The sequence below is a fragment of the Pseudomonas maioricensis genome (assembly GCF_022790535.1).
Classification (GTDB): Bacteria; Pseudomonadota; Gammaproteobacteria; order Pseudomonadales; family Pseudomonadaceae; genus Aquipseudomonas; species Aquipseudomonas maioricensis.
Genome location: NZ_LOHG01000007.1, coordinates 118,763 through 139,616 on the forward strand (window position 1 = coordinate 118,763; position 20,854 = coordinate 139,616).

The window sequence follows — 20,854 nt, forward strand, 5'->3', positions numbered from 1 at the left end:
CCTAGGGGACGCCATTGCGGGAATAGCTCAGTTGGTAGAGCACGACCTTGCCAAGGTCGGGGTCGCGAGTTCGAGTCTCGTTTCCCGCTCCATATTTAACGAAAACGCCGCTCAATAGAGCGGCGTTTTTGTTTGTGCGTTTTTTGATCTCTGGCTTTACGCTTATGGGAAGTGCATTTCTGTAGGAGCTGCCGAAGGCTGCGAAACGTTTATCCTCACACACTGCCATCGCAGTCTTCGGCAGCTCCTACAGGTCACATGTTCGCTGTGCGACAGCGTGGTGTCAGTAGCAGGCAAAGATCCGCTGCAAGTCACCCAATCCGGAAATCAGCATGAAGCTGTTTCCAATGTTCACGCAAAACCTTCTTCTGATCTTCTACCATCTCACTCGCATCCAGTGCCGCAGGCCAGAAGGTGCGTGCTTTCTCCAGCGCCGCTCTGAGGTTGTAGAGCACCGGACGCCACGGAATATCCCCATATTCCGCCCACTTCCTGAAGTCCTCCATGGAGACCTCGTACCAGTTTTTGCTCATGCCCATATTCAGAGCAAATTGGCGCTCGTCTGGGATGTAGGCCTTGGTTACCACGATGTCGTAAGCAGGTGAGAGCTCGGCGTTGCGGCCATCCGGATAGATCATGCTCCAGTTCTTGAGATGCGCGTCGCCGTTCGCCAGCAAGATGTTGATCAGTAGTCGAACCGCCATCTGCGCGGCGTCTCGCTGGCCTTGACGCGAGTTTTGATAAATCAGCTTCCCTATCTGGTCATAACTGGCAGCGCGATATTTGTCGTGGGCGTAGGCAAAGAAAATCTGCGCAAAGTCTTCTGAATGGACGCGCTGGTTGTCTGGCAATCGATCGTATCGACGTATTCCGAAGGCGTACTGCTCGTTCGGCAGATTTATGTTGGGGAGCGCCTCGATGTTGCTCATCGGGATCAGCTTTATGTCGGGGATGTCGACGCCAGCAAGGGCGGCGAGTGTCATTGCTGTGTATTCATTGAGCGGCACAAAAGGATGCACGGTCGAGGGCGTTTTAATAATCCAGTCTCCCGGAGCATCGGGGTCACCGGTTATGTAGCGCCCATCCTGGTCTCGCATGGAAAATTTCATTTGCACACCGGCCAGGGAAAAATGCGCTCGGCTGTCAGGAATATCGATAACGGTAGGCTGGATTTTTCCGTGGTGCCGGAGAGCCATTTGCGGGATTTCCGAGGCATCCAGCGGGCTAGCAATCAGAGCTCCTGGGAGGTCTCGGCCCAGCCAGCCGAGCAGCGGGAATTCATTGTCCCGATGAACCTTCATCGCCTGCGACAGGAAATCCCGTAATGCGCCTTCGGGAAGCAGGTTGCTGAGCACTGCATGCAGTTTATGGCTGCTGATGTACGGGTGACTTGTCGCCAATTGGCGGGCCAGAGATGCGGGGTTGTTATGGGACAGTGTAAGTGGCTGCCTTGCCTCGTTATGGATGTACTCGGGCGCTAGTGTAAAAACGTTTTTGCCGTTGGAGTAACCCGCAACGTAACCGACGTTTTCTCCCTGAAGGGTGAGTCGTAAAGCTGAAACCGTTTCTTTGACCATTAGAGGTCTCCCCACGGGTTTTCAGCTTCTTCGGTCACTGTCTGAGTTTGCCCTGTGGTTTCAGGGTAGCGTTGATTGAGGGCAGGCTGATCTTCGTTGGCTAGAAGCTGTTGAACGGCAGCAAGCCTCGATTTGGGCACAAGAACCAACGCTGACTCCAACCCTTCAGCAATCTGATCGAGTGTGTTGAGTCGTGGGTTACCGCCTGCTTCGATTTTGCCGTACTGCTGTCTTGTGAGACCTGCAAGTAAGGGCATCTCCTGGATTTTTAATCCAAGAGCAAGTCGACGTTGGCGGATTTGATCAAGCAGTGTGGTTTTCATAGCGCTGTCTCGGTGTGAGATACGCAGTATGTAATCTATATGGCTCTCGTCAAGGTTAAAGAGCTATATGGATTACATTTTTATAAAAAGAGCCATATGGTTAACATTTTTTCCTCGTGAGCCTTATATGATTCTTTTTAAAGGGCAGAGGACATCATCAGTAGGCCTCACCCCTCTCGCACATCCCGCATCAACAACCCAAACCTCAAATCCACTCCTTCAGGCATCGGTATGTAAACCGTATGGCCATCCCCCGGTGCAACACCGATGGCTTCGCCTTCTACGTTCTGCAAGTACTCCAGATCGAAGTGGATGTTGCCACTGGGCGTCATCAGTTCAAGGTTATCGTCCAGATTGAAGCGGTTTTTGACCCGGACTTCGGCCAGCCCGTTACGTCGTTCGCCGGTCAGTTCGCCGACGAACTGCTGTTTCTCCGAAACCGAGTTGCCGTTCTGGTAGTTCTGATATTCATCATGCACATGCCTGCGCAGGAAGCCTTCGGTGTAGCCGCGCTGGGCCAGGGATTCCAGATCGCCCATCAGGCTGCGGTCGAATTCACGACCGGCTACCGCGTCGTCAATGGCGCGGCGGTAAACCTGCGTGGTGCGTGCGCAATAAAAGTGGGATTTGGTTCGGCCTTCGATTTTCAGTGAGTGCACGCCCATGTGCGTTAGACGCTCGACATGCTGTACGGCGCGCAGGTCCTTGGAGTTCATGATGTAGGTGCCGTGCTCGTCTTCGAAGGCGGGCATCAGTTCGCCCGGGCGGTTGGCTTCCTGCAACAGAAACACCTGATCAGTCGGCATGCCTTCGCCCAGCGTCGGTTCCGGCTGAAAGGTCTGCACGATGTCGCCGAGCTGATTTTCCGTCGCTTCCCGAGCTGAATATTTCCAGCGGCAGGCATTGGTGCAACTGCCCTGATTGGCGTCGCGCTTGTTGATGTAGCCCGACAACAGGCAGCGGCCGGAGTAGGCCATGCACAGTGCGCCGTGGACAAAAACTTCCAGCTCCATGGCGGGCACTTGCTGGCGTATTTCGTCGATCTCTTCGAGCGACAGCTCACGGGACAGGATGATTCGGCTCACGCCCTGAAGTTGCCAGAATTCGACGCTGGCCCAGTTCACGGTATTGGCCTGTACCGACAAGTGAATCGGCATCTGTGGGAAATGACGGCGCACCAGCATGATCAGGCCGGGGTCGGACATGATCAACGCGTCGGGCCCCATGGCGATCACCGGCTCCAGATCTTTGAGGAAGGTCTTCAGTTTGGCGTTGTGTGGCGCGATGTTCACTACGACGTAAAAACGTTTGCCCTGCGTGTGCGCCTCCTGGATGCCGATCGCCAACGTGGCATGGTCGAATTCGTTATTGCGCACTCGCAGGCTGTAGCGCGGCTGACCCGCGTACACCGCATTGGCGCCGTAGGCGAAGGCATAGCGCATGTTTTTCAAGGTGCCGGCCGGGGCCAGCAGTTCGGGAGCGGGGCTGGGAGCTAAGGAGGTCGAAGCAGCAAGGTTTGGCATGAGTGGGCGTCGGTCGCGAAATCGCGAGGGTAGTCGACTTGCCTGGCTTTTTTATTGATCTGGATCCATGTCTGAACGTCGCTGCAGAGAAATTTCTGCACTTATATAAAGCCGCAAATGCCTTGTTTGCACCATGGGGATGCGCCGGGTGACGAATCGCATCGCACTGAACAGCCGGTATATCCGTATCTGGAGTCGGGCTTTACACGGGTTTTTGGGTTTAGGCGCTGGCTGGCACAAACGCTGCATCATCCCCAATCAGGTCCACCGCGAACGTAGTCGAGTGGGCAGCCCCGTCGGTCAACGAAGATCGATCAGCCAACAAGGCCAGGGCACTATGGGTGGATCAGGCATAGAGGCCGGGTTAACCACCAAACGAACAGGCAAAGGCGCCTGAAACCGCAAGGTTTCAGGCGCTTTTTTTTGCTTTTTATTCCGTGATTGGCTTTGGTCGGGTGCTATCTATGAACGCCAGTATTGATCCTTCGAACCCCCTGAAAACCCTGATCGTGATCGGCAATGGCATGGTCGGACACCACTGTGTCGAGCAATTGATCGCCGGTGGCGCGCTGCAGCACTATCAACTGCATGTGTTTGGCGAAGAGCCGATGCGCGCTTATGACCGGGTGCATTTGTCCGAGTACTTCACCGGCCGTGACGCGGAGTCGTTGGCGCTTTCCGATGCTGCGCTGTATCAGACGCCCGGCGTCACGCTGCACCTGGGCACTCAAGTGCTGGAAATTGACCGCGACGGCCACAAAATCATTACCGCCAGCGGCAGTGTGCATTACGACAAGCTGGTGCTGGCCACCGGTTCTTACCCGTTTGTGCCGCCGATTGAAGGCGCCCACGGTGATTCGCGTCTGGTTTACCGCACCCTGGAAGATCTTGACGCGATCCGCACGGCGGCCACCAATGCCATTCGTGGCGTGGTGGTTGGTGGCGGCTTGCTGGGGCTGGAAGCGGCGAATGCCCTGAAAAGCCTTGGCCTCGAAGCACACGTCGTAGAGTTCGCGCCGCGCTTGATGCCGGTGCAGCTGGACGAGCAGGGCGGTATTGCCCTCAAGGATCGTATCGAGCAACTCGGGGTTGGCGTGCATCTCGCCCGAGGTACGCAGTCGATCACGGCGGGTGAGGAATATCGCTACCGGATGAACTTCGGCAACGATGAGTTCCTCGAAACCGACCTCATTGTGTTCTCGGCAGGTATTCGTGCACAGGATGCGCTGGCTCGCCAGTGCGGTCTGGACATTGGTCCGCGTGGCGGCGTCAGCATCGATGGCCAGTGCCTGAGCAGTGATCCGGATATCTACGCGATTGGTGAGTGCGCGGCATGGAATGGCAGCATCTTTGGCCTGGTTGCGCCGGGTTACCAGATGGCACGCGCCGTAGCGACGACCTTGTGCGGTGGCGAAGCTGATCCCTTCATGGGCGCAGATATGTCCACCAAACTGAAACTGCTGGGGGTCGACGTAGGCTCTATTGGCGATGCCCACGGCCACACACCAGGCTCGCGCAGCTATCAATTCATCGATCAGACCACCGCCAGCTATCGCCGTCTGGTGGTCGATGCATCCGGCAAGCATGTGATCGGTGCGGTGCTGGTGGGCGACAACAGCTACTACGACACCCTGCTGCAATACATGCAGAACGCAATCACGTTGCCCGCCGAACCGGCCAGCCTGATCCTTCCGAGTTCCTCCGGCGCACCGACCCTGGGTCCCGCTTCGCTGCCGGAAACCGCGACTATTTGTTCGTGCCACAACGTCACGAAAGGCGCGATCTGCTCGGCCATTGACGGCGGTTGTACCGATCTGGGTGTGCTCAAGTCTTCGACCAAGGCCTGCACCGGTTGCGGCGGTTGCGCCGCTTTGTTGAAAACGGTGTTTGAACACGAGCTGATTGCCCGTGGCGTCAGCGTTGATAAAAGCCTGTGCGAACACTTTGCCTACACCCGTCAGGAGTTGTACGCGCTGGTTCGCATCGAGGGTGTGCAGACGTTTGAAGAACTGCTTGCCAAGCATGGTCGTGGGCATACCGGTTGCGATATCTGCAAACCGGCCGTGGGGTCGATTCTGGCATCGTGCTGGAACCAGCCGATCATGGACGCCTCGCTGGTGCCTTTGCAGGACACCAACGACACCTTCATGGCCAACATGCAGAAGAACGGCACTTACTCGGTCGTGCCGCGCATCGCGGGTGGCGAAATCACCGCAGACAAGCTGATCGCCATTGGCGTCGTTGCCAAGAAATATGACCTGTACACCAAGATCACCGGTGGCCAGCGCATCGACCTGTTTGGTGCGCAGCTGCATGAGTTGCCAGACATCTGGTCTGAGCTGATCGAAGCCGGGTTCGAGACCGGGCATGCCTATGGCAAATCGACCCGTACGGTGAAGTCCTGTGTTGGCAGCACCTGGTGCCGTTACGGCGTGCAGGACAGTGTGCAAATGGCCCTGACCATTGAGGATCGCTACAAAGGTTTGCGCTCGCCGCACAAGCTCAAGTTCGCGGTCTCCGGCTGTACCCGTGAGTGTGCGGAAGCGCAGAGCAAAGACGTGGGCGTGATTGCCACCGAGAAGGGCTGGAACCTCTACATCTCCGGGAATGGCGGCATGCGTCCGCGCCATGCCGAACTGTTCGCCACCGACCTGGATGACGACACGCTGATCCGCTACATCGACCGTTTTCTGATGTTCTACATCCGCACGGCTGACAAGCTGCAACGTACTTCGGTATGGCGCGAGAGCCTGGAGGGCGGCCTGGATTACCTCAAGGACGTGATCATCAACGACAGCCTTGGGCTGGGCGCAGAGCTGGAAGCGCAGATGCAACTGGTGGTCGACCGCTACGAATGCGAATGGGCCAACACCCTCAAGAGTCCGGAAAAGCTCAAGCGCTTCCGCACCTTCGTCAACGACAAGCGTGCTGACCCGGACATTCATTTTGTTGAAGAGCGCGGCCAGCGTCGTCCGGCCACGGCTGCTGAATTGAACCTTATTCCTGTCGTCGAGGAGGCACTCTGATGAGCCTGGCAACTATCCAGCGTAGTGAATCTACCTTTGCACAGAACCTGAATGCCGCGTGGCATACGGTTTGCAGCCGCGAAGATCTGGTGACCAACTCAGGCGTGGTGGTCTGGCTGGACGGCGCGCAGGTCGCGCTGTTCTACCTGCCGGACGCCGAGGACGGTCAGCTTTACGCGGTGGACAATCGCGATCCGCAATCGGGGGTCAATGTCATTGGGCGTGGATTGATCGGCAGCATCAAGGGCGATCTGGTGATTGCCTCGCCGCTGTACAAGCAGCACTTTCGTTTAAAGGATGGCAGCTGTCTGGAATATCCGGAGCAGCGTTTGCGGGTCTGGCCTGTGCGTTTTGACGGCCAGGACGTGCAGCTCGCAGTGGAGTGAGTGGTCTGCCCGACGGTTTGGCCGTCGGGCAGTTGTCTGAACATGGAGCAGTAAAATGGCCAAACTGAGTACCGCTAAACGGATTGTCATCGGCTTCGCAATTGCTCCTTTGGCTTTGGCTGGCATGGTTCTTTATGCCTTGCAGGACATGGCGACACTCAAGGATCAAGCGGTGGTCATCGTCAAGGAAGACTGGCCGAAAATCGCACCCATGATGGTCATTGCCACTGGCGTGCGTGATAACGGCAAGAACACCCGAGACTTGCTGCTCAATAAAGACAACCAGCAAACGCACGATGCCATCGATGCGACTAAAAAGCGCATCAGTCAGGCGTTCGAGACCCTTGAGCCGTTGCTCTACACGCCTGAAGGCAAAAGCGGTTATCAGGCCCTGAAGAAGAATCGTGAGGCTTACGTGGCCGCTTTCGTTCAGGTGCAAACCCTGATCAAGCAGGGCGCAGCCGATGCCGCCATGACTCAGCTACAGCAAAAAGTCATTCCCGCCGAGCAGGAAGTCTATAAAAGCCTGGATGAATTGATGGCGTTGCAGGGGCGGGTTTTCGCTGAGCGCGAGCAGGTTGCGCAACGTTTGTACAGCGATGCGCAACGTAATCTGCTGGCCCTGTTGTTGGCGTGCATCACGCTAGTAGTAGCTGCGGCGGTGATCGTGACGCGTAGCGTGATTCGTCCGTTGGGCGGTGAGCCAGATGAGGCCGCGCGGATCCTGAGCCGGATTGCCCTGGGTGACCTGACGATTGCGGTGCCGCTGCGCGCTGGTGACAGCGGCAGCCTGATGATGAACATGCGTGACATGCAGCAGAACCTCAATGAGATGGTGCGGGGCATTGCCAGTTCTGTGGATCGCGTGGCCAGTTCCTCCGAGCAACTGAGTGCAGTCAGTAGCCAGACCAGTAACAGCCTGCAGGCCCAGGGGCTGGAAATCGAGCAGGCAGCGGCAGCGGTTAACCAGATGACAGCGGCCGTCGATGAAGTGGCGCGCAATGCGGTGAGTACCAGTGAAGCGTCCCGCGAGTCGGAACAAACCGCCCAGCGTGGTCGGCAACAGGTTCAGGAAACCGTTGCCTCGATCAGTACGCTGGCGGACGGTGTCACCGACACCTCCGGGCGTATTCAGCAGTTGGCCGGGCGGGTGCAGGACATCAGCAGCGTGCTGGATGTGATCCGCAGCATTGCCGAGCAGACCAACCTGTTGGCGCTCAACGCGGCGATCGAGGCTGCTCGTGCCGGTGATGCCGGCCGGGGTTTTGCGGTGGTGGCCGATGAAGTGCGGGCGCTGGCCCATCGTACTCAGGTTTCGACGCAGGAAATCGAGCAGATGATCGGCAACATCCGTCTCGATACCGGTCAGGCCGTATCGGCCATGCACAGCAGCAGCGAACTGGTCCAGGCCACGCTGTTGATTGCCAGGCGTTCGGGCGATGCCCTTGAGGAAATCACCCGCTCCATCTCGCAGATCAACGAGCGCAACATGATGATTGCCAGCGCTACCGAAGAGCAGGCATTGGTGGCGCGTGAGGTGGATCGTAATCTGGTGGGTATTCGCAGCTTGTCCGATCAAGTCTTGCAGGGGGCGCAACACACCAATACGGCAGGGCACGAACTGGCGCAGATGGCCGGCACGCTGCATCAGACCGTGGCGAGGTTCAAGATTCAGGCGGGGTGAGTTCCAACAGTGGGACGCGGTCTCTGTTTGTTTGCTCGCGATAAATGATAATTCGTTCTGCCTGAGTGAAACGAAACATGCATCGCGGGCAAGCACCGCTCCCACATAGAACCAAGTTTGGTGCGCGAGAGCGATGGGTCAGGGACACCGGGGCGACTCCCACAGGAGACCGTGTTACCCATCCGAGAACTGCGCCAACAGAAAGTCTTTGAATTTTCTTTGCATATAAACCCATTCTAAAAATGAATTTAGTGAATAAAGAGCCGGGTGTTATGGTTTAGCCCGTTTCAGCACGGGTTTCGCCACAGGAGCATTGCGCCATGAGTTTCACTTCGCTGCATTGGGGGGCTTATCGCCCGCAAGTCGTCGACGGCGAATTGCGCGCCTTGGTGCCGGTGGAGTGGGACAGCGATCCATCGCCGATCGGTGATTCAGTGGCTGCTGCGCTGACATCGCCCACGCGTATCCGGCGGCCTGCAGTGCGGCGTAGTTTTTTAGAGCAGATCGAAGGGCACGGTCGCAGCCCTGAACTGCGCGGACAGGAACCTTTCGTGGAAGTCTCCTGGGACGTAGCGCTGGAGTTGGTTGCCAAGGAACTGAAACGGGTCAAATCCGAACACGGCAATCAGGCGATTTTCGGTGGCAGTTACGGCTGGGGCAGTGCTGGGCGCTTCCACCATGCACAAAGCCAGCTACACCGTTTCCTCAATGGCTTTGGCGGTTACGTGGCCAGCGTTGACAGCTACAGCCTTGGCGCCGGACGCGTGTTGATGCCGCACATCGTCGGCAACATGGACTGGCTTTTGGCGGCACACACCTCATGGAAAAACCTTGCGCAGCATTGCGAGCTGTTCGTCGCGTTCGGCGGCTTGCCTGCCAAAAATGCCCAGACCAGCCCCGGTGGTGCCAGTGACCACTTGTTGGCTACGGCCCTGCAAGACATGTCTGCGGCGGGCGTGGAGTTCGTCAACGTCAGCCCGCTGCGCGATGATCTGGTCGGCCCGGCGCGCAACGAATGGCTGCCGGTGCGGCCGGGCAGCGACACCGCTTTAATGATGGCTTTGGCTTACGTGTTGGTTACCGAAAGTCTGCACAACCAGGATTTTGTGCAGCGTTATGCGGTGGGCTATGAGCGCTTCCGTGATTACCTGCTGGGCGTTACCGATGGGCAGCCCAAAGACCCTGAATGGGCGCAGGCGCTGACCGATATTCCGGCTGCGCAGATTGCCGATCTGGCTCGGCGCATGGCCAGCAAGCGCACCATGATCAATATCGCCTATTCCTTGCAGCGCTCAGTGCATGGCGAGCAACCGTTCTGGATGACCGTGACGCTGGCCGCGCTGCTGGGGCAAATCGGGTTGCCCGGCGGTGGCTTCGGTCTCGGCTACGGTTGCATGAACAATACCGGCAGCGGTCGTAAGGCGTTTTCCGGGCCACGTTTTTCCCAGGGGCAGAACCCTGTCAAAAACTTTATCCCGGTGGCGCGGGTCGTGGACATGCTGCTCAACCCCGGTGCTGCTTTTGATTACAACGGCCAGCAACGGCAGTACCCGGACATCCGTCTGGTGTACTGGGCGGGCGGCAATATCTTTCACCACCATCAGGACCTCAATCGCCTGCTGCACGCCTGGCAGCGCCCGGAGACGATCATCGTCCACGAGCAGTTCTGGACCGCTCAAGCCAAGTACGCTGACATCGTGTTACCCGCCACGACGGCGCTGGAGCGTAACGATATCGGCAGTTCAGCATCGGATCGCTTCATGATTGCCATGCAGCAGGCGATCGAGCCGGTGGGTGAGTCCCGCGATGATTATGCGATTCTGGCCGAGCTTTCCGGGCGGTTGGACTTTGCCGAAGGCTTCACTGAAGGCCGCGATGCGACGGGCTGGTTGCGGCACATTTATGAAGAGTCACGGGGCAGGGCGGGGGAGTTCGGCATTCAATTGCCCGACTACGATCAGTTCTGGCGCGACGGTCTGTTCGAAGTCGAGTATCCAGAGCTGGATACTGTCTTGCTGCAAGCCTTCCGCAATGACCCGGACGCCCATCCATTGCCAACCCCGTCGGGTCGCATAGAAATTTTCTCCGAGCGCATTGCCGGGTTCGGTTACGCCGACTGCCCCGGTCACCCGGTGTGGCTGGACAAACCGGCCGCAGACTACCCGCTGCATCTGCTGTCGAACCAGCCGAAAACCCGCCTGCACAGCCAATACGATCATGGCAGCTACAGTCGTGCGTCGAAGATTCAACATCGTGAACCCCTTACCCTTAATACCGAAGATGCACGGGCACGGGGCATTAGCGACGGCGATGTGGTCAAGGTTTTCAATGAGCGTGGGGCGTTTCTGGCGGGGGTGATTGTCTCGGACAATATTCGTCCTGGCGTGGTCCAGATCGCTACGGGTGCGTGGTTCGACCCGCTGGTGCATGGCGAACCGGGCAGCCTGGAAAAACATGGCAATCCGAACGTGGTTACTGAGGATGTCGGCTCCTCAAGCCTGTCCCAAGGCTGCTCGGCGCAAACGGCGACGGTTGAAATTGTGAAGTGGGAAGGGGTGTTGCCGGGCGTCACAGCGTTTGAACCGCCGGTGATGGCGTTATAAGGGGCGATTGGGCCCTCCGGTTGGAACGCTTTCCCTTGTGGGAGCTGAGCTTGCTCGCGATAAACGATGACGCGGTCTGCCCGAAACACCGCAGCGCCTGCATCGCGGGCAAGCCCTGCTCCCACAAAGATCCTGCCGCGCCTGCTCGACCGTGTTGACCGTCGACCGCTCCCACAGGGTGTGCATTCCAGTTCAATTGCGCATTAATTCTGAAACCGGCTCTGCCGCAAGCGCTCCAGGCTATTGCTCAGATGCAGGCGCATGGCAGCCCTGGCGGCATCTCGGTCCTGATAGGCAATCGCGGCAAATATCTGCTCGTGTTCACGGCGCAGAATCTCCAGATAATCCGGCGAATGGGCGTTGCTGATCTGCATCCGCGAGCGGGGGATGATGCTGCTGCCCAGTTGCTCCATCACGTCGGTGAAGAAGCTGTTGGCGGTACACAGCGAGATCTGGTGATGAAATTCAAAATCGGCCAACGCAGTGTCGCTGCCTGGCGGGCATGCATTGAGGGTGTCGAGTGCCTGGCGGATCGCCTGCAGTTGCTCCGGCGTGCGTCGTTCGGCGGCCAGCGCGGCGGATTCAACTTCAAGGCTCTGACGCAGTTCAATGATTGCAATGGCATCGCGCAGCGTGCCGCTGATGCGCTCGTCAACCTGGAAGTCATTGGGGCGGCTGGCATCCACTACAAAGGTGCCAATGCCGTGCCGGGTTTCCACCAGCCCTTCGGCTTGCAGCCTGGACATGGCCTCGCGGACCACCGTGCGGCTGACGCCTTTCTCCTGAATGATCACCTGCTCGGTCGGCAGCTTTTCCCCGGCCTTTATCTCGCCCTCACGGATTCTGCGCGAGAAGTCATTGACCAGTTGCTGGGCCAGGCTGGTACGCCGATCCGGGATTGCAGGAGGGATTTCCATGTCACTCATTCAAGGTTTCCGTTGGGCCGCAGAGTATAACCTCAGCCAGCTGCCACGCTGGCGCCAGCTGGCACTATAATGCTGGTTCTTCGAAAACGAGTCAGCCCATGTCGGACCCAGACCTTTCGTCCCAGAAAAAACACAGACGTTTAGCCGAGACCCTGGTTGACCGCTTTGCTCAGCGCATGCGCGATGGCGTGCTCAAGCGCGGTGAGAAACTGCCCCCCGAGTTGCACATCATGGAAACCGAAGGCGTAAGCCGAACGGTGGTCCGTGATGCGCTATCGCGTATGCAGGCGGCCGGGCTGGTGGAAACCCGCCATGGAGTCGGCACCTTTGTTCTGGACATGCCTGCGCCTGCCGGTTTCGTGATTGGCCCAGCCACTATCGCGACCTTGCCTGACGTGCTTAATCTGCTGGAGTTTCGTTTGAGTCTGGAAGTCGAAGCGGCGGGCATGGCTGCGCAGCGCCGGACTCCGGAGGCGTTGCTGGAAATCAAGCAGGCGCTGGATGCATTACTCGAAGGTCCGCAAAAATCCGGGACGACGATCAACGCCGATTTCCAGTTTCACCTGAAAATCGCCAAGGCATCGGGTAACACTTACCTTATCGACATCATGAAGCACCTCGGCACCAAGCTGATTCCCCGCACCCGGATGAATTCTGCCTACACCGGGCAGAGTGATCGCACGGCGTATCTGGCCGGGATCAATGCCGAGCACCGACAGATTTATCTGGCAATTGCCGCCGGGAATGTGGATGCGGCGCGTTCGGCCATGTACTTGCACCTGAACAGCAGCCGCATCCGTTTGCATCAAACCCAGGCAAACCAGGAGTTGTACAGCAACTAGTGTTTAGCGAACCTCGGGTAATTACAGAAAGTTATATTGCACACCGACCCGCAGACGGAGCTGACGTTTGTCATCTTCGCTGTCGACTTTTATATCGCCGACTTCGAAGAACGGCACCCAGCGTTTATCGATCTTGTATTTGAATACGGCGTTTTGCTCATAATCAGTCTTGCCGTTGTCGTAGCGAACATAGTCGGCATCAAAGTAAGTGAACTGGTATTCGTACGCCCACTTGCCTTGTGGCGCGTAGTTGAGCCAGACGTCATAGCGGTTGATGCTCTGGTCGTCCATCGCATTGTTGGGCATGTCCTCATTGACCTTGTCCCGGTCCAGCTTGATCGAGTCGTAACGGTAGCGGGCCGAGGCATTCAATGTATCGCTGATGCGGTAGGTCGCTTTCAGGCCGAGTTTATAGGCCGTGGATTTTTCGATGCTCTCCAGCGCAATAGACGGGGTCAGCATCCAGTCCGCATTGAGTTTGTACTGGTAGGTCATGCCCAGTTCGTGGCCGTTGCCCACGGTGTTGTCAAAGGCCACGTCCTGGCGATCGCCAGCAGTTTTATATTTAAGCTCACCTTCAAAACCCAGGCCGTTATCCAGCCGTGTACCGAACTTGACCCGGTCGGAGTGCATTCGCGTACTTTCTGCGTATTGATGTCGATAGTTGACATAGCCACTGTCGGCCAGGGCGATAGTGGAGGTCAGCAGCGCAGCAAACGTCATTATTGCTTTGGTGGTTTTCATGTTTTTTATTCTTGTTAAATGAAAGGGAAAGTTTTGTTCACAGCAGATTTCAGGCAGCCGGGTTCCTCGGCAGAAACTGCCGAAGTACGCGACGGGTTAAAACTTCAGTGGTCTTACAGCGCCAGGCAGGCGACCGGTTGTTCGATGTTATGGGTGTTCATGTCGCGACTCGCCTGAACCAGAAGGCGGGTGTAGGCGTGCTGCGCCTCATGCCGGGCCAGCTCGCCCGTCTCAAGAATCTCCACAATTTTGCCGCCTTGCATCACTGCCACCTGCTCGCACAGATGAGCAACGACCGCCAGGTCATGGGTCACCATCAGGTACGTCAGGCCCTGCTCGCGGCGCAGGTCGGCGAGCAGGTTGAGGATTTCCGCCTGCACCGAAACATCCAGTGCGGAGGTAGGCTCATCCAGCAGCAGAACCCGGGGTTCAAGAATCAGCGCTCGAGCAATCGCCACCCGTTGCCGCTGACCGCCTGACAATTGATGCGGATAGCGAAAGCGAAAGCTGTCGTTGAGGCCGACCTTGCGCAGAATCGTGCTGACCCGATCATCGCGATCTCCGATGCGGTGTATCGCCAGCGGCTCCTTGAGTGCCGAGTCGATGGTGTGGCGCGGATGCAGCGAGGCGTAGGGGTCCTGAAAGACCATTTGCACGGTGCGATAGTGCTGCGCATCGAGCCTGCGCTGAACCTGTTGGCCGTTGACCTGCAGGGCGCCGGTCCAGTGCTGATATTGCCCGGCAAGGCAGCGCAGCACGGTGGTTTTGCCTGAGCCCGACTCGCCCACCAAACCGAACGCCTGACCTTCTTCGACGCGCAGGTTGACGTCATGCAGCACCTGATTGAGTGCCGGGCCAGTGCCGAAACTTAGGTTGAGTGACTGGACTTCGATCATCGCCATGGGAGTTACCTCAATGAGTCAGCCAGAGGGGATCGCGCTGGAGCACCGGCAAGCTGCTGCGCGGATGGTCCAGGCTCGGCAACGCGGCAAGCAGCCCGCGCGTGTAGGGATGCTCCGCCCTGGCCAGGTCGGCAGCTTCGAGTGATTCCATGACCCGGCCGGCGTACATCACCAGTACCCGGTCGCAGAAGTGTTGAACCAGATTCAGGTCGTGGCTGATGAACAGCAGGCCCAGATCCCGTTCACTTACCAGCTCTTCAAGAATGTTCAGCACCTGACGGCGTACGGAGACGTCCAGCGCCGAGGTGGGCTCGTCGGCGATGATCACCTGTGGGTCCGTAATGACCATCATCGCGATCATGATCCGTTGGCCCATGCCGCCGGAGACTTCATGCGGATAAAGCTGATAGACCCGCTGCGGGTCGCGGATATGCACCTTGGCGAGCATGTCCAGCGCACGCTCTTTAGCTTCCTGATGCGACACGTTGTGATGGGCCAGATAGGCCTCGGCAATCTGCTCGCCGACCTTCACCACCGGGTTCAGCGAGTACTTCGGGTCTTGCATGATCATCGACATACGACGGCCACGAACGCCCTGCATTTGTTTCTCGCTGGCGCTGAGCAGGTCGATATCGTCAAAACGCAGAGTCTTGGCGGTGATCCGCGCGGTGGCCGGGTGCAGACGCAATAAAGCGCGGCCAACGGTGGATTTGCCTGAGCCGGACTCGCCGACAATCGCCAGTTTTTCCCGGCCCAGATTGAACGACACGCCTTGCACGGCCAGAGTGGTCTTGCCTGCGCTGGTGAACTCGACGCGTAAATCGTCGACGGCGAGCTTGCTCTGTGATGCGGATAACTGAGACATGGCTGTTACCTCTTATTAATGTGTGGGATGTCCATATCCCTGAAACCGCCTTGATCAAACAATCTTCCAGGTTGGGCCTGATCCCTGTAGGAGCCAACGAGTTGGCCCCTACATGTCAGGCGTTTGGCATGCAAACTTTCGTGTTGACCCCAGTCCTGTAGGAGCTCACCGAGGTTACGAGGCCAGCGATGGCGGCGTGTCAGGCAAAGCGCTATCGCAGCCTTCGGCAGCTCCTACAGATCCCCGTTATTCATTACGCGGATCAAGCACGTCGCGCAGGCCGTCACCGAGCAGGTTGAATGCCAGGCTGACCAGCATGATCGTCGCGCCGGGTGCTGCGACCAGCCACCAGCTTTCCAGCATGTAACGTCGGCCGCTGGAGATCATCGCGCCCCATTCCGGCAGCGGTGCCTGCGCGCCCAGGCCGAGAAACCCGAGTGCCGCTGCCGTCAGAATGATGCTGGCCATGTTCATGGTCAGTCGGATGATCACCGACGACAGGCACATCGGAATGATGTGGCGGCCAATGATGCGCAGCGGCGAGCCGCCTTGTAGTTTCACCGCGACCACGAAGTCGGCATTACGCAGCGACAGGGTTTCAGCTCTCGCCAGGCGGGCAATTGGCGGCCAGGCGGTGAGCGCAATCGCGATGACTGCGTGCTCAAGGCCCGGGCCCAGTGCAGCAATAAAGGCCAGCGCCAGCACCAGGCTCGGGAACGAGATGAAGATGTCAGTGATGCGCATGAACAAGCTGTCGACCCAGCCACCGAAGTAGCCAGACACCGTGCCAATCAACAGGCCAATAGGACCTACGATTACTGTCACCAACAGCACGATGTACAGGGTGACGCGCGAGCCATACACCAGTCGGCTGAACACGTCGCGGCCGTACTCGTCCGTGCCGAACCAGTGAGCGGCACCGGGTGCCTGCAAAGCGCGGGCGAGGTCTTGCTGCAGCGGGTCATGGCTGGCGATCCAGGGTGCGAACAGCGCGACAATCATCAGCACTGCAATCACCAGCAGCCCGGCCAGGGTCATCGGGTTGCGCAGCAGAAAACGCATCATGCGGGCCGCGCTGCCGGTCAGTGCCGCCATGCTCGACGCAGGCACTGCTGCTGCCATAGGGGTAGCTTGAGAAGTCGTCATCAGCGGGTTCTCGGGTCGAAGACTTTATAAAGGGCGTCGCTGATCTGGTTCAGGGCGACAAAGATCAGCCCGATCAACAGCACGCACGCCATCACCGCATTCATGTCACCCAGCAGCAGGCTGCTGGTCAGGTACTGACCGAAACCTGGCCAGGCAAATACCGTTTCGATCAATACCGCACCTTCGAGCAATCCGCCGTAGGCGAGGGCGACGATGGTCAGCAGTTGCACGCGGATGTTGCGGAACGCATGGCCCCAGACAATCCTTCGTTGGGACAGGCCCTTTACCCGCGCCGTAATGATGTATTCCTGGGATAGCTGCTCAAGCATGAAGCTGCGGGTCATGCGGCTGATGTACGCCACCGAGTTGAAACTGAGAATGACCGCAGGCAACAGGATGTGCCGCAGGGCGCTGCGAAACGCCTCCCAATCGCCGGACAGTGCCGTGTCGATCAGCAGCAGGCCGGTGCGTGTCGGGATCAAGCCGTCGTAAGCCAGGCCAATCCGCCCAACGCCACCGGCCCAACCGAGCCAGGCGTAGAACACCAGGAAGGCCATCATGCCCAGCCAGAAGATCGGTGTTGAGTAACCAAACAAGGTGAACAAGCGAGCGATATGATCACCGGCACGGCCCTGATGAGTGGCGGCATAGACACCCAGCGGCAGCCCGGCCAGAACGCCGAAAACGATGGCCAGCGTGGCCAGTTCCAGGGTCGCCGGGAACACCCTTGCGATGTCTTCGATGACCGGGTGGCCGGTCAGCAGTGCGTTGCCAAAGTTGCCGTGCAGCAAGTCGTTGAGGTAACCACCAAACTGCACCCAAAGCGGCTTATCGAGACCCAGTTCTTTGTAAGCCTGAGCGTAGGTCGACGCGTCCGCGTCAGGGCCGACGATGGCCAGCACCGGATCGAGGGGCATGACCCGGCCGATGAAGAATGTGAGCAGCAACAGGCCGAACAGCGTCGCCAGCACTGAGCCGCTGCGCCGGGTCGTGCCCGCCATGCGGCTACCCCACAATGAAACAGATGCACTCGTCATAAGAATTCCTGCCTTGCGAAAGCGACTGAGAGTCCGGATCAACGTTGTTTGTAGACGTCGTGCAGGCGTGTCGTGGCGGCACTGTGGCCGATGTAACCACGCACATCGGCGTGCACTACAACCTCGTCTGTCATCTGCGAAACCGGCATGATTGCGCCGACTTGCTGGTCGTACAGGGTCTGAATGCGTTGATAGAGCGCCAGTTGGCGTTGCGCATCGCGCTCCTGTTCGGCCTGTTCGATCAGTTGATTGAGTTCGGCGCTGTAGAACGAGGTGCGCCAGCCCTGAAAGTTGCTCAGCTTCGCCGCTTCGCGGTTATCCGGGTTGTAGACCAATGCTCGCAGGCTTGAGTGAGGGTGGCGTTCGGCACCGCCACCGCCGCGTCCGACTAGAATGTCGAACTTGCGATCACGCATGGCTCCGTAAATCTGGTTGCCGGTGCCGGTAATGATCGTTGCGCGAATGCCGGCTTGAGCCAGGGTCGATTGCAGGCTGGTAGCGATGTTGATGAAGGGTGAGTCGGTCAGGGAGCGCAGAGTGATCGTGAAGCCTTTTTCATGCCCGGCCTCAGCCAGCAGACGTTTGGCTTCCTGCACGTTGAGGCGATAACCGGGGTCATCCAGGCGTGCCGCCAGACCCAGTTGCAGCGGGCGCTGGTTGGCGACGCCGTAGTGGGGCATGACCACGTCGTTGATGCCTTGATAATCGATCAGCAGGCGTATCGCTTTGCGCACCCTGATGTCCTGAAACAGCGGTTGCTCCATGCTCAGCGCAACGTAGTAAATAGTGCCGCGAGCGATGGTCTGCACGTTGACTTCAGGGGAGCGGGTCAGGGCTTTGATGTCGGTGGCGGCCATGCCGCGGGCCACGTCAAGATCACCGCGCTCGACCATCAGCCGCAGGGCCTGGGATTCGGTCATGTTGCGCATAATGACTCGACGCATTTTTGCCGGGCCGCGCCAGTAGTTGTCGAAGCGCGTCATCAGGATCACGTCATTGGCGCGCCAGATGTCCAGCTTGAAGGCGCCAGAACCTGCGGTGTGAGTGGTGAGCCACGCTGCACCCTGATCTTCACCCTGGGCATGTTGCATCGCAGTATGACGATCAATGACGAAAGCGCTTGGCGAGGTCGCGAGGGTGTTGAGCACCAGCAGCGGGTCGGTAGGGCGTGGCAGGTCGAGGACGAACGTCAGCGGGTCTTCAGCGCGCATCAGTTGCGCAACGTTCTGCGCGGTGTAGCCGTAGGCCTTCCAGGTCGAAGCCAGGGCGCGATTGAGGGTTACAACCCGTTGTAGCGACCAGGCCACATCCTGAGCGGTCAATGGCTGGCCGGAGTGAAAGGTCACGCCGGGGCGCAGATGAAAGGTGATACGCATGCGGTCTGCGCTGACTTCCCAGCGTTGCGCCAGCGCCGGGATCAGCGTGTCCGGGGCGCTGGCATCCTGTTCGAGCAGCATGTCGTAGACGTTGGAATTGACCTCGGCCACTTCAAGGCCCGTCGCGGCGGCAGGGTCCAGGGACAGCAGGTTGATCATGCTCATGCCAACCACCAGTTGATCAACCGGCGTTTCACCGCGCGCCATGCCGGGCGAGGTGTGCAGAAGCGTCGCAGTCAGCGCCACGCACAATAGCTGGCGCAGGCGCGAAGGCCAGAGTTTCATAGGGCAGTCCTTTCTTATATTTATTAAGACTCTTGTGCCAGAGGCGCTCATGTCGCCTCTGTGCGGTGCCGCCTGTCAGTAACGCTGGTGCGTGTTGGCCTCGATGTAGTGGAAGTTGATGTCTTCACCCAGGCCCGGGCGGTCTGACAAGTGCACGTAGCCTTCGTCGTCCATAGGGTCGACCAGCGTGTTCAGATAGGCCGGAACCTGCTCGTAATCGAGGAACGGATGCAGCAGACCGCGCTCATACCAGCGGCAGTTGCTGATGGCACCGATCACTTGCAGGTTGGCCGCGCCATTGCCGTGTACTTCGCAATCCATGCCAAACGCTTCGGCCATGTGCGCGACTTTCAGGCACGGACTGATACCGCCTACACCGGCGACCCCGGCGCGCAGGATATCGCATGATTTTGAAGTCACCCAGCTGGCACGGCTGTGGTATTTGCCATCGATGCTTTCCGGGCCGAGTACCGGGATGTCCAGGTTTGCAGCCAGCCAGGCATAAGATTCGGCGGAGTCTTCGATCATCGGTTCTTCAAACCAGGCGAAGTCGAGCTTCTGCAGTTCGCGACCGATGTAAAGCGCATCGACGCGGCTGTACCAGTGATAGCCATCGAGCATCAGCGCAACGTCCGGGCCGACCGCTTCACGCACCGCAGCGCAGGCCTTGACGTCCATGCGTGGGTTTGGCGCGAACGAGATCGGTGGCATCCAGGTGTGCAGCTTGATGGCTTTGTAGCCGCGGGCGACCAGCTTTTCGGCGAACTGACCGTATTCATCCGGTGTGGACAGGCCGCCAGGCAAGTCGTCGCCGCACATGGTTGAACCGTAAGCCAGGACTTTGTCGCGATAACCGCCGAGCAGTTTGTAGACCGGCTGTTTCAGCACTCGTCCGGCCAGATCCCACAGCGCCTGCTCGACCAGCGCCAACGCGCGGTCAGTCAGTTGGCTGGCGCTGCCGCGTTGCCAGTGAGCGAGTTCCTGCCAGATTTTTTCGCGGTTCATCGGGTTCTGGCCGATCAGCACTTTCTTCACGAAGGATTCGATGATGTGCGGGCGAATCAGCTCTGGAGCACCGAAGGAATAACCTTCGCTACCGTCGTCACACGCGATGCGCAGCATGGCCAGATTGACCGGTTTCTCTTCGCCGGGATGAGCATGACCGGCGCTGTCGACGGCGCGGCGTGATGGATGGGAAAAGACCTCGACACTGATACGGGTGATTTTCATAGAGAGCTTGCCTTGAATATTGTGATTATTAGCTGGCTTTGCTGTATGTCGTCATACAACGATGGCGCGATTATTTTCCCGGTTGGTTAGGTGTGTCAATGGGTATTTGTAGTTTTTATGGGGTGTATAGGTGTTTGGGAGGGGAGAGGGTGGTTCTTTTTATCGAGGGGAGGTATCTAAAGTCGTCATACTTCGTGGGGCGGGAGCAGCATCGGTTTTTAATCGCAATGCCATTCCTTGTGGGAGGTTCTATGTTTGTCCGCAGGCTCAATGCTTGATCGTGGGATGAAAATTGCGCGGTCTATGTGGGAGCCGAGCTTGCTCGCGATGAGTGCGACACTGTTTCAGATCGGGTCGTCCTTATCGCGAGCAAGCTCGG

General features: G+C 58.3%; 16 protein-coding genes and 1 tRNA gene. 6 read left to right on the plus strand and 11 right to left on the minus strand.

Translation table 11 applies throughout. The features are described from left to right. The first annotated feature begins 16 nt into the window (after positions 1-16). Positions 17-92, plus strand: a tRNA-Gly gene (locus AUC61_RS13040). A 219-nt stretch (positions 93-311) separates the two neighbouring features. On the opposite strand, the gene AUC61_RS13045 is transcribed toward AUC61_RS13040, so the two are convergent. The 3 genes from AUC61_RS13045 to trhP all read right to left on the minus strand — a co-directional run bounded on the left by AUC61_RS13045 (position 312) and on the right by trhP (position 3,423). Next, a complete protein-coding gene (locus AUC61_RS13045) occupies positions 312-1,577 on the minus strand; it encodes a type II toxin-antitoxin system HipA family toxin (RefSeq protein ID WP_243246628.1) in 1,266 nt (421 codons plus the stop codon). Then, positions 1,577-1,900 carry a helix-turn-helix transcriptional regulator gene (locus AUC61_RS13050; protein WP_243246629.1) on the minus strand — a complete coding sequence of 108 codons (324 nt, stop codon included), beginning with the start codon at positions 1,898-1,900 and terminating at the stop codon, positions 1,577-1,579. Before AUC61_RS13050 ends, AUC61_RS13045 begins: the two co-directional genes overlap by 1 nt. 167 nt (positions 1,901-2,067) lie before the next feature. After that, the gene (gene trhP, locus AUC61_RS13055; protein ID WP_243246630.1) at positions 2,068-3,423 is read right to left on the minus strand and encodes a prephenate-dependent tRNA uridine(34) hydroxylase TrhP; all 1,356 of its coding nucleotides are present in this window, start codon (positions 3,421-3,423) and stop codon (positions 2,068-2,070) included. 464 nt (positions 3,424-3,887) lie between these two features. Here trhP and nirB point away from each other — a divergent pair, with 464 nt between their 5' ends. From nirB to AUC61_RS13075, 4 genes are all read left to right on the plus strand, one after another. Continuing rightward, complete coding sequence (gene nirB / locus AUC61_RS13060) at positions 3,888-6,449, plus strand: nitrite reductase large subunit NirB (protein ID WP_243246631.1); 2,562 nt, start codon at positions 3,888-3,890, stop codon at positions 6,447-6,449. Beyond that, positions 6,449-6,835, plus strand: coding sequence for a nitrite reductase small subunit NirD (gene nirD, locus AUC61_RS13065; protein ID WP_243246632.1), 387 nt, complete (start codon positions 6,449-6,451; stop codon positions 6,833-6,835). The genes nirB and nirD overlap by 1 nt, the downstream gene beginning before the upstream one ends. Before the next feature lie 55 nt (positions 6,836-6,890). Beyond that, positions 6,891-8,519, plus strand: coding sequence for a methyl-accepting chemotaxis protein (locus AUC61_RS13070; protein ID WP_243246633.1), 1,629 nt, complete (start codon positions 6,891-6,893; stop codon positions 8,517-8,519). A gap of 320 nt (positions 8,520-8,839) precedes the next feature. Then, positions 8,840-11,122, plus strand: coding sequence for a molybdopterin guanine dinucleotide-containing S/N-oxide reductase (locus AUC61_RS13075; RefSeq protein WP_243246634.1), 2,283 nt, complete (start codon positions 8,840-8,842; stop codon positions 11,120-11,122). A 203-nt stretch (positions 11,123-11,325) separates the two neighbouring features. Here the strand turns inward: AUC61_RS13075 and AUC61_RS13080 are convergent, their stop codons facing one another. Beyond that, positions 11,326-12,048: a FadR/GntR family transcriptional regulator gene (locus tag AUC61_RS13080; RefSeq protein ID WP_243246635.1), complete on the minus strand. Its 723-nt coding sequence runs from the start codon at positions 12,046-12,048 to the stop codon at positions 11,326-11,328. 98 nt (positions 12,049-12,146) lie between these two features. Here AUC61_RS13080 and AUC61_RS13085 point away from each other — a divergent pair, with 98 nt between their 5' ends. Further along, positions 12,147-12,890, plus strand: coding sequence for a FadR/GntR family transcriptional regulator (locus AUC61_RS13085; RefSeq protein WP_243246636.1), 744 nt, complete (start codon positions 12,147-12,149; stop codon positions 12,888-12,890). Positions 12,891-12,911: 21 nt separating this feature from the next. On the opposite strand, the gene AUC61_RS13090 is transcribed toward AUC61_RS13085, so the two are convergent. From AUC61_RS13090 to AUC61_RS13120, 7 genes are all read right to left on the minus strand, one after another. Beyond that, positions 12,912-13,634 carry an oligogalacturonate-specific porin KdgM family protein gene (locus AUC61_RS13090; protein WP_243246637.1) on the minus strand — a complete coding sequence of 241 codons (723 nt, stop codon included), beginning with the start codon at positions 13,632-13,634 and terminating at the stop codon, positions 12,912-12,914. Between the two features lie 113 nt (positions 13,635-13,747). Beyond that, positions 13,748-14,536: an ABC transporter ATP-binding protein gene (locus AUC61_RS13095; RefSeq protein WP_243246639.1), complete on the minus strand. Its 789-nt coding sequence runs from the start codon at positions 14,534-14,536 to the stop codon at positions 13,748-13,750. Between the two features lie 10 nt (positions 14,537-14,546). Beyond that, complete coding sequence (locus AUC61_RS13100; protein ID WP_243246640.1) at positions 14,547-15,401, minus strand: ABC transporter ATP-binding protein; 855 nt, start codon at positions 15,399-15,401, stop codon at positions 14,547-14,549. Between the two features lie 246 nt (positions 15,402-15,647). Then, a complete protein-coding gene (locus tag AUC61_RS13105; RefSeq protein ID WP_243246642.1) occupies positions 15,648-16,547 on the minus strand; it encodes an ABC transporter permease in 900 nt (299 codons plus the stop codon). Then, entirely contained in the window at positions 16,547-17,584 is a 1,038-nt protein-coding gene (locus AUC61_RS13110; protein ID WP_243246644.1) for an ABC transporter permease, read from the minus strand. The genes AUC61_RS13105 and AUC61_RS13110 overlap by 1 nt, the downstream gene beginning before the upstream one ends. Positions 17,585-17,622: 38 nt before the next feature. Beyond that, entirely contained in the window at positions 17,623-19,245 is a 1,623-nt protein-coding gene (locus AUC61_RS13115) for an ABC transporter substrate-binding protein (protein WP_243246646.1), read from the minus strand. Between the two features lie 75 nt (positions 19,246-19,320). Next, positions 19,321-20,475 (minus strand): mandelate racemase family protein, encoded by a 1,155-nt coding sequence (locus AUC61_RS13120; RefSeq protein ID WP_243246648.1) that lies wholly within the window; start codon positions 20,473-20,475, stop codon positions 19,321-19,323. Positions 20,476-20,854: the final 379 nt, after the last annotated feature.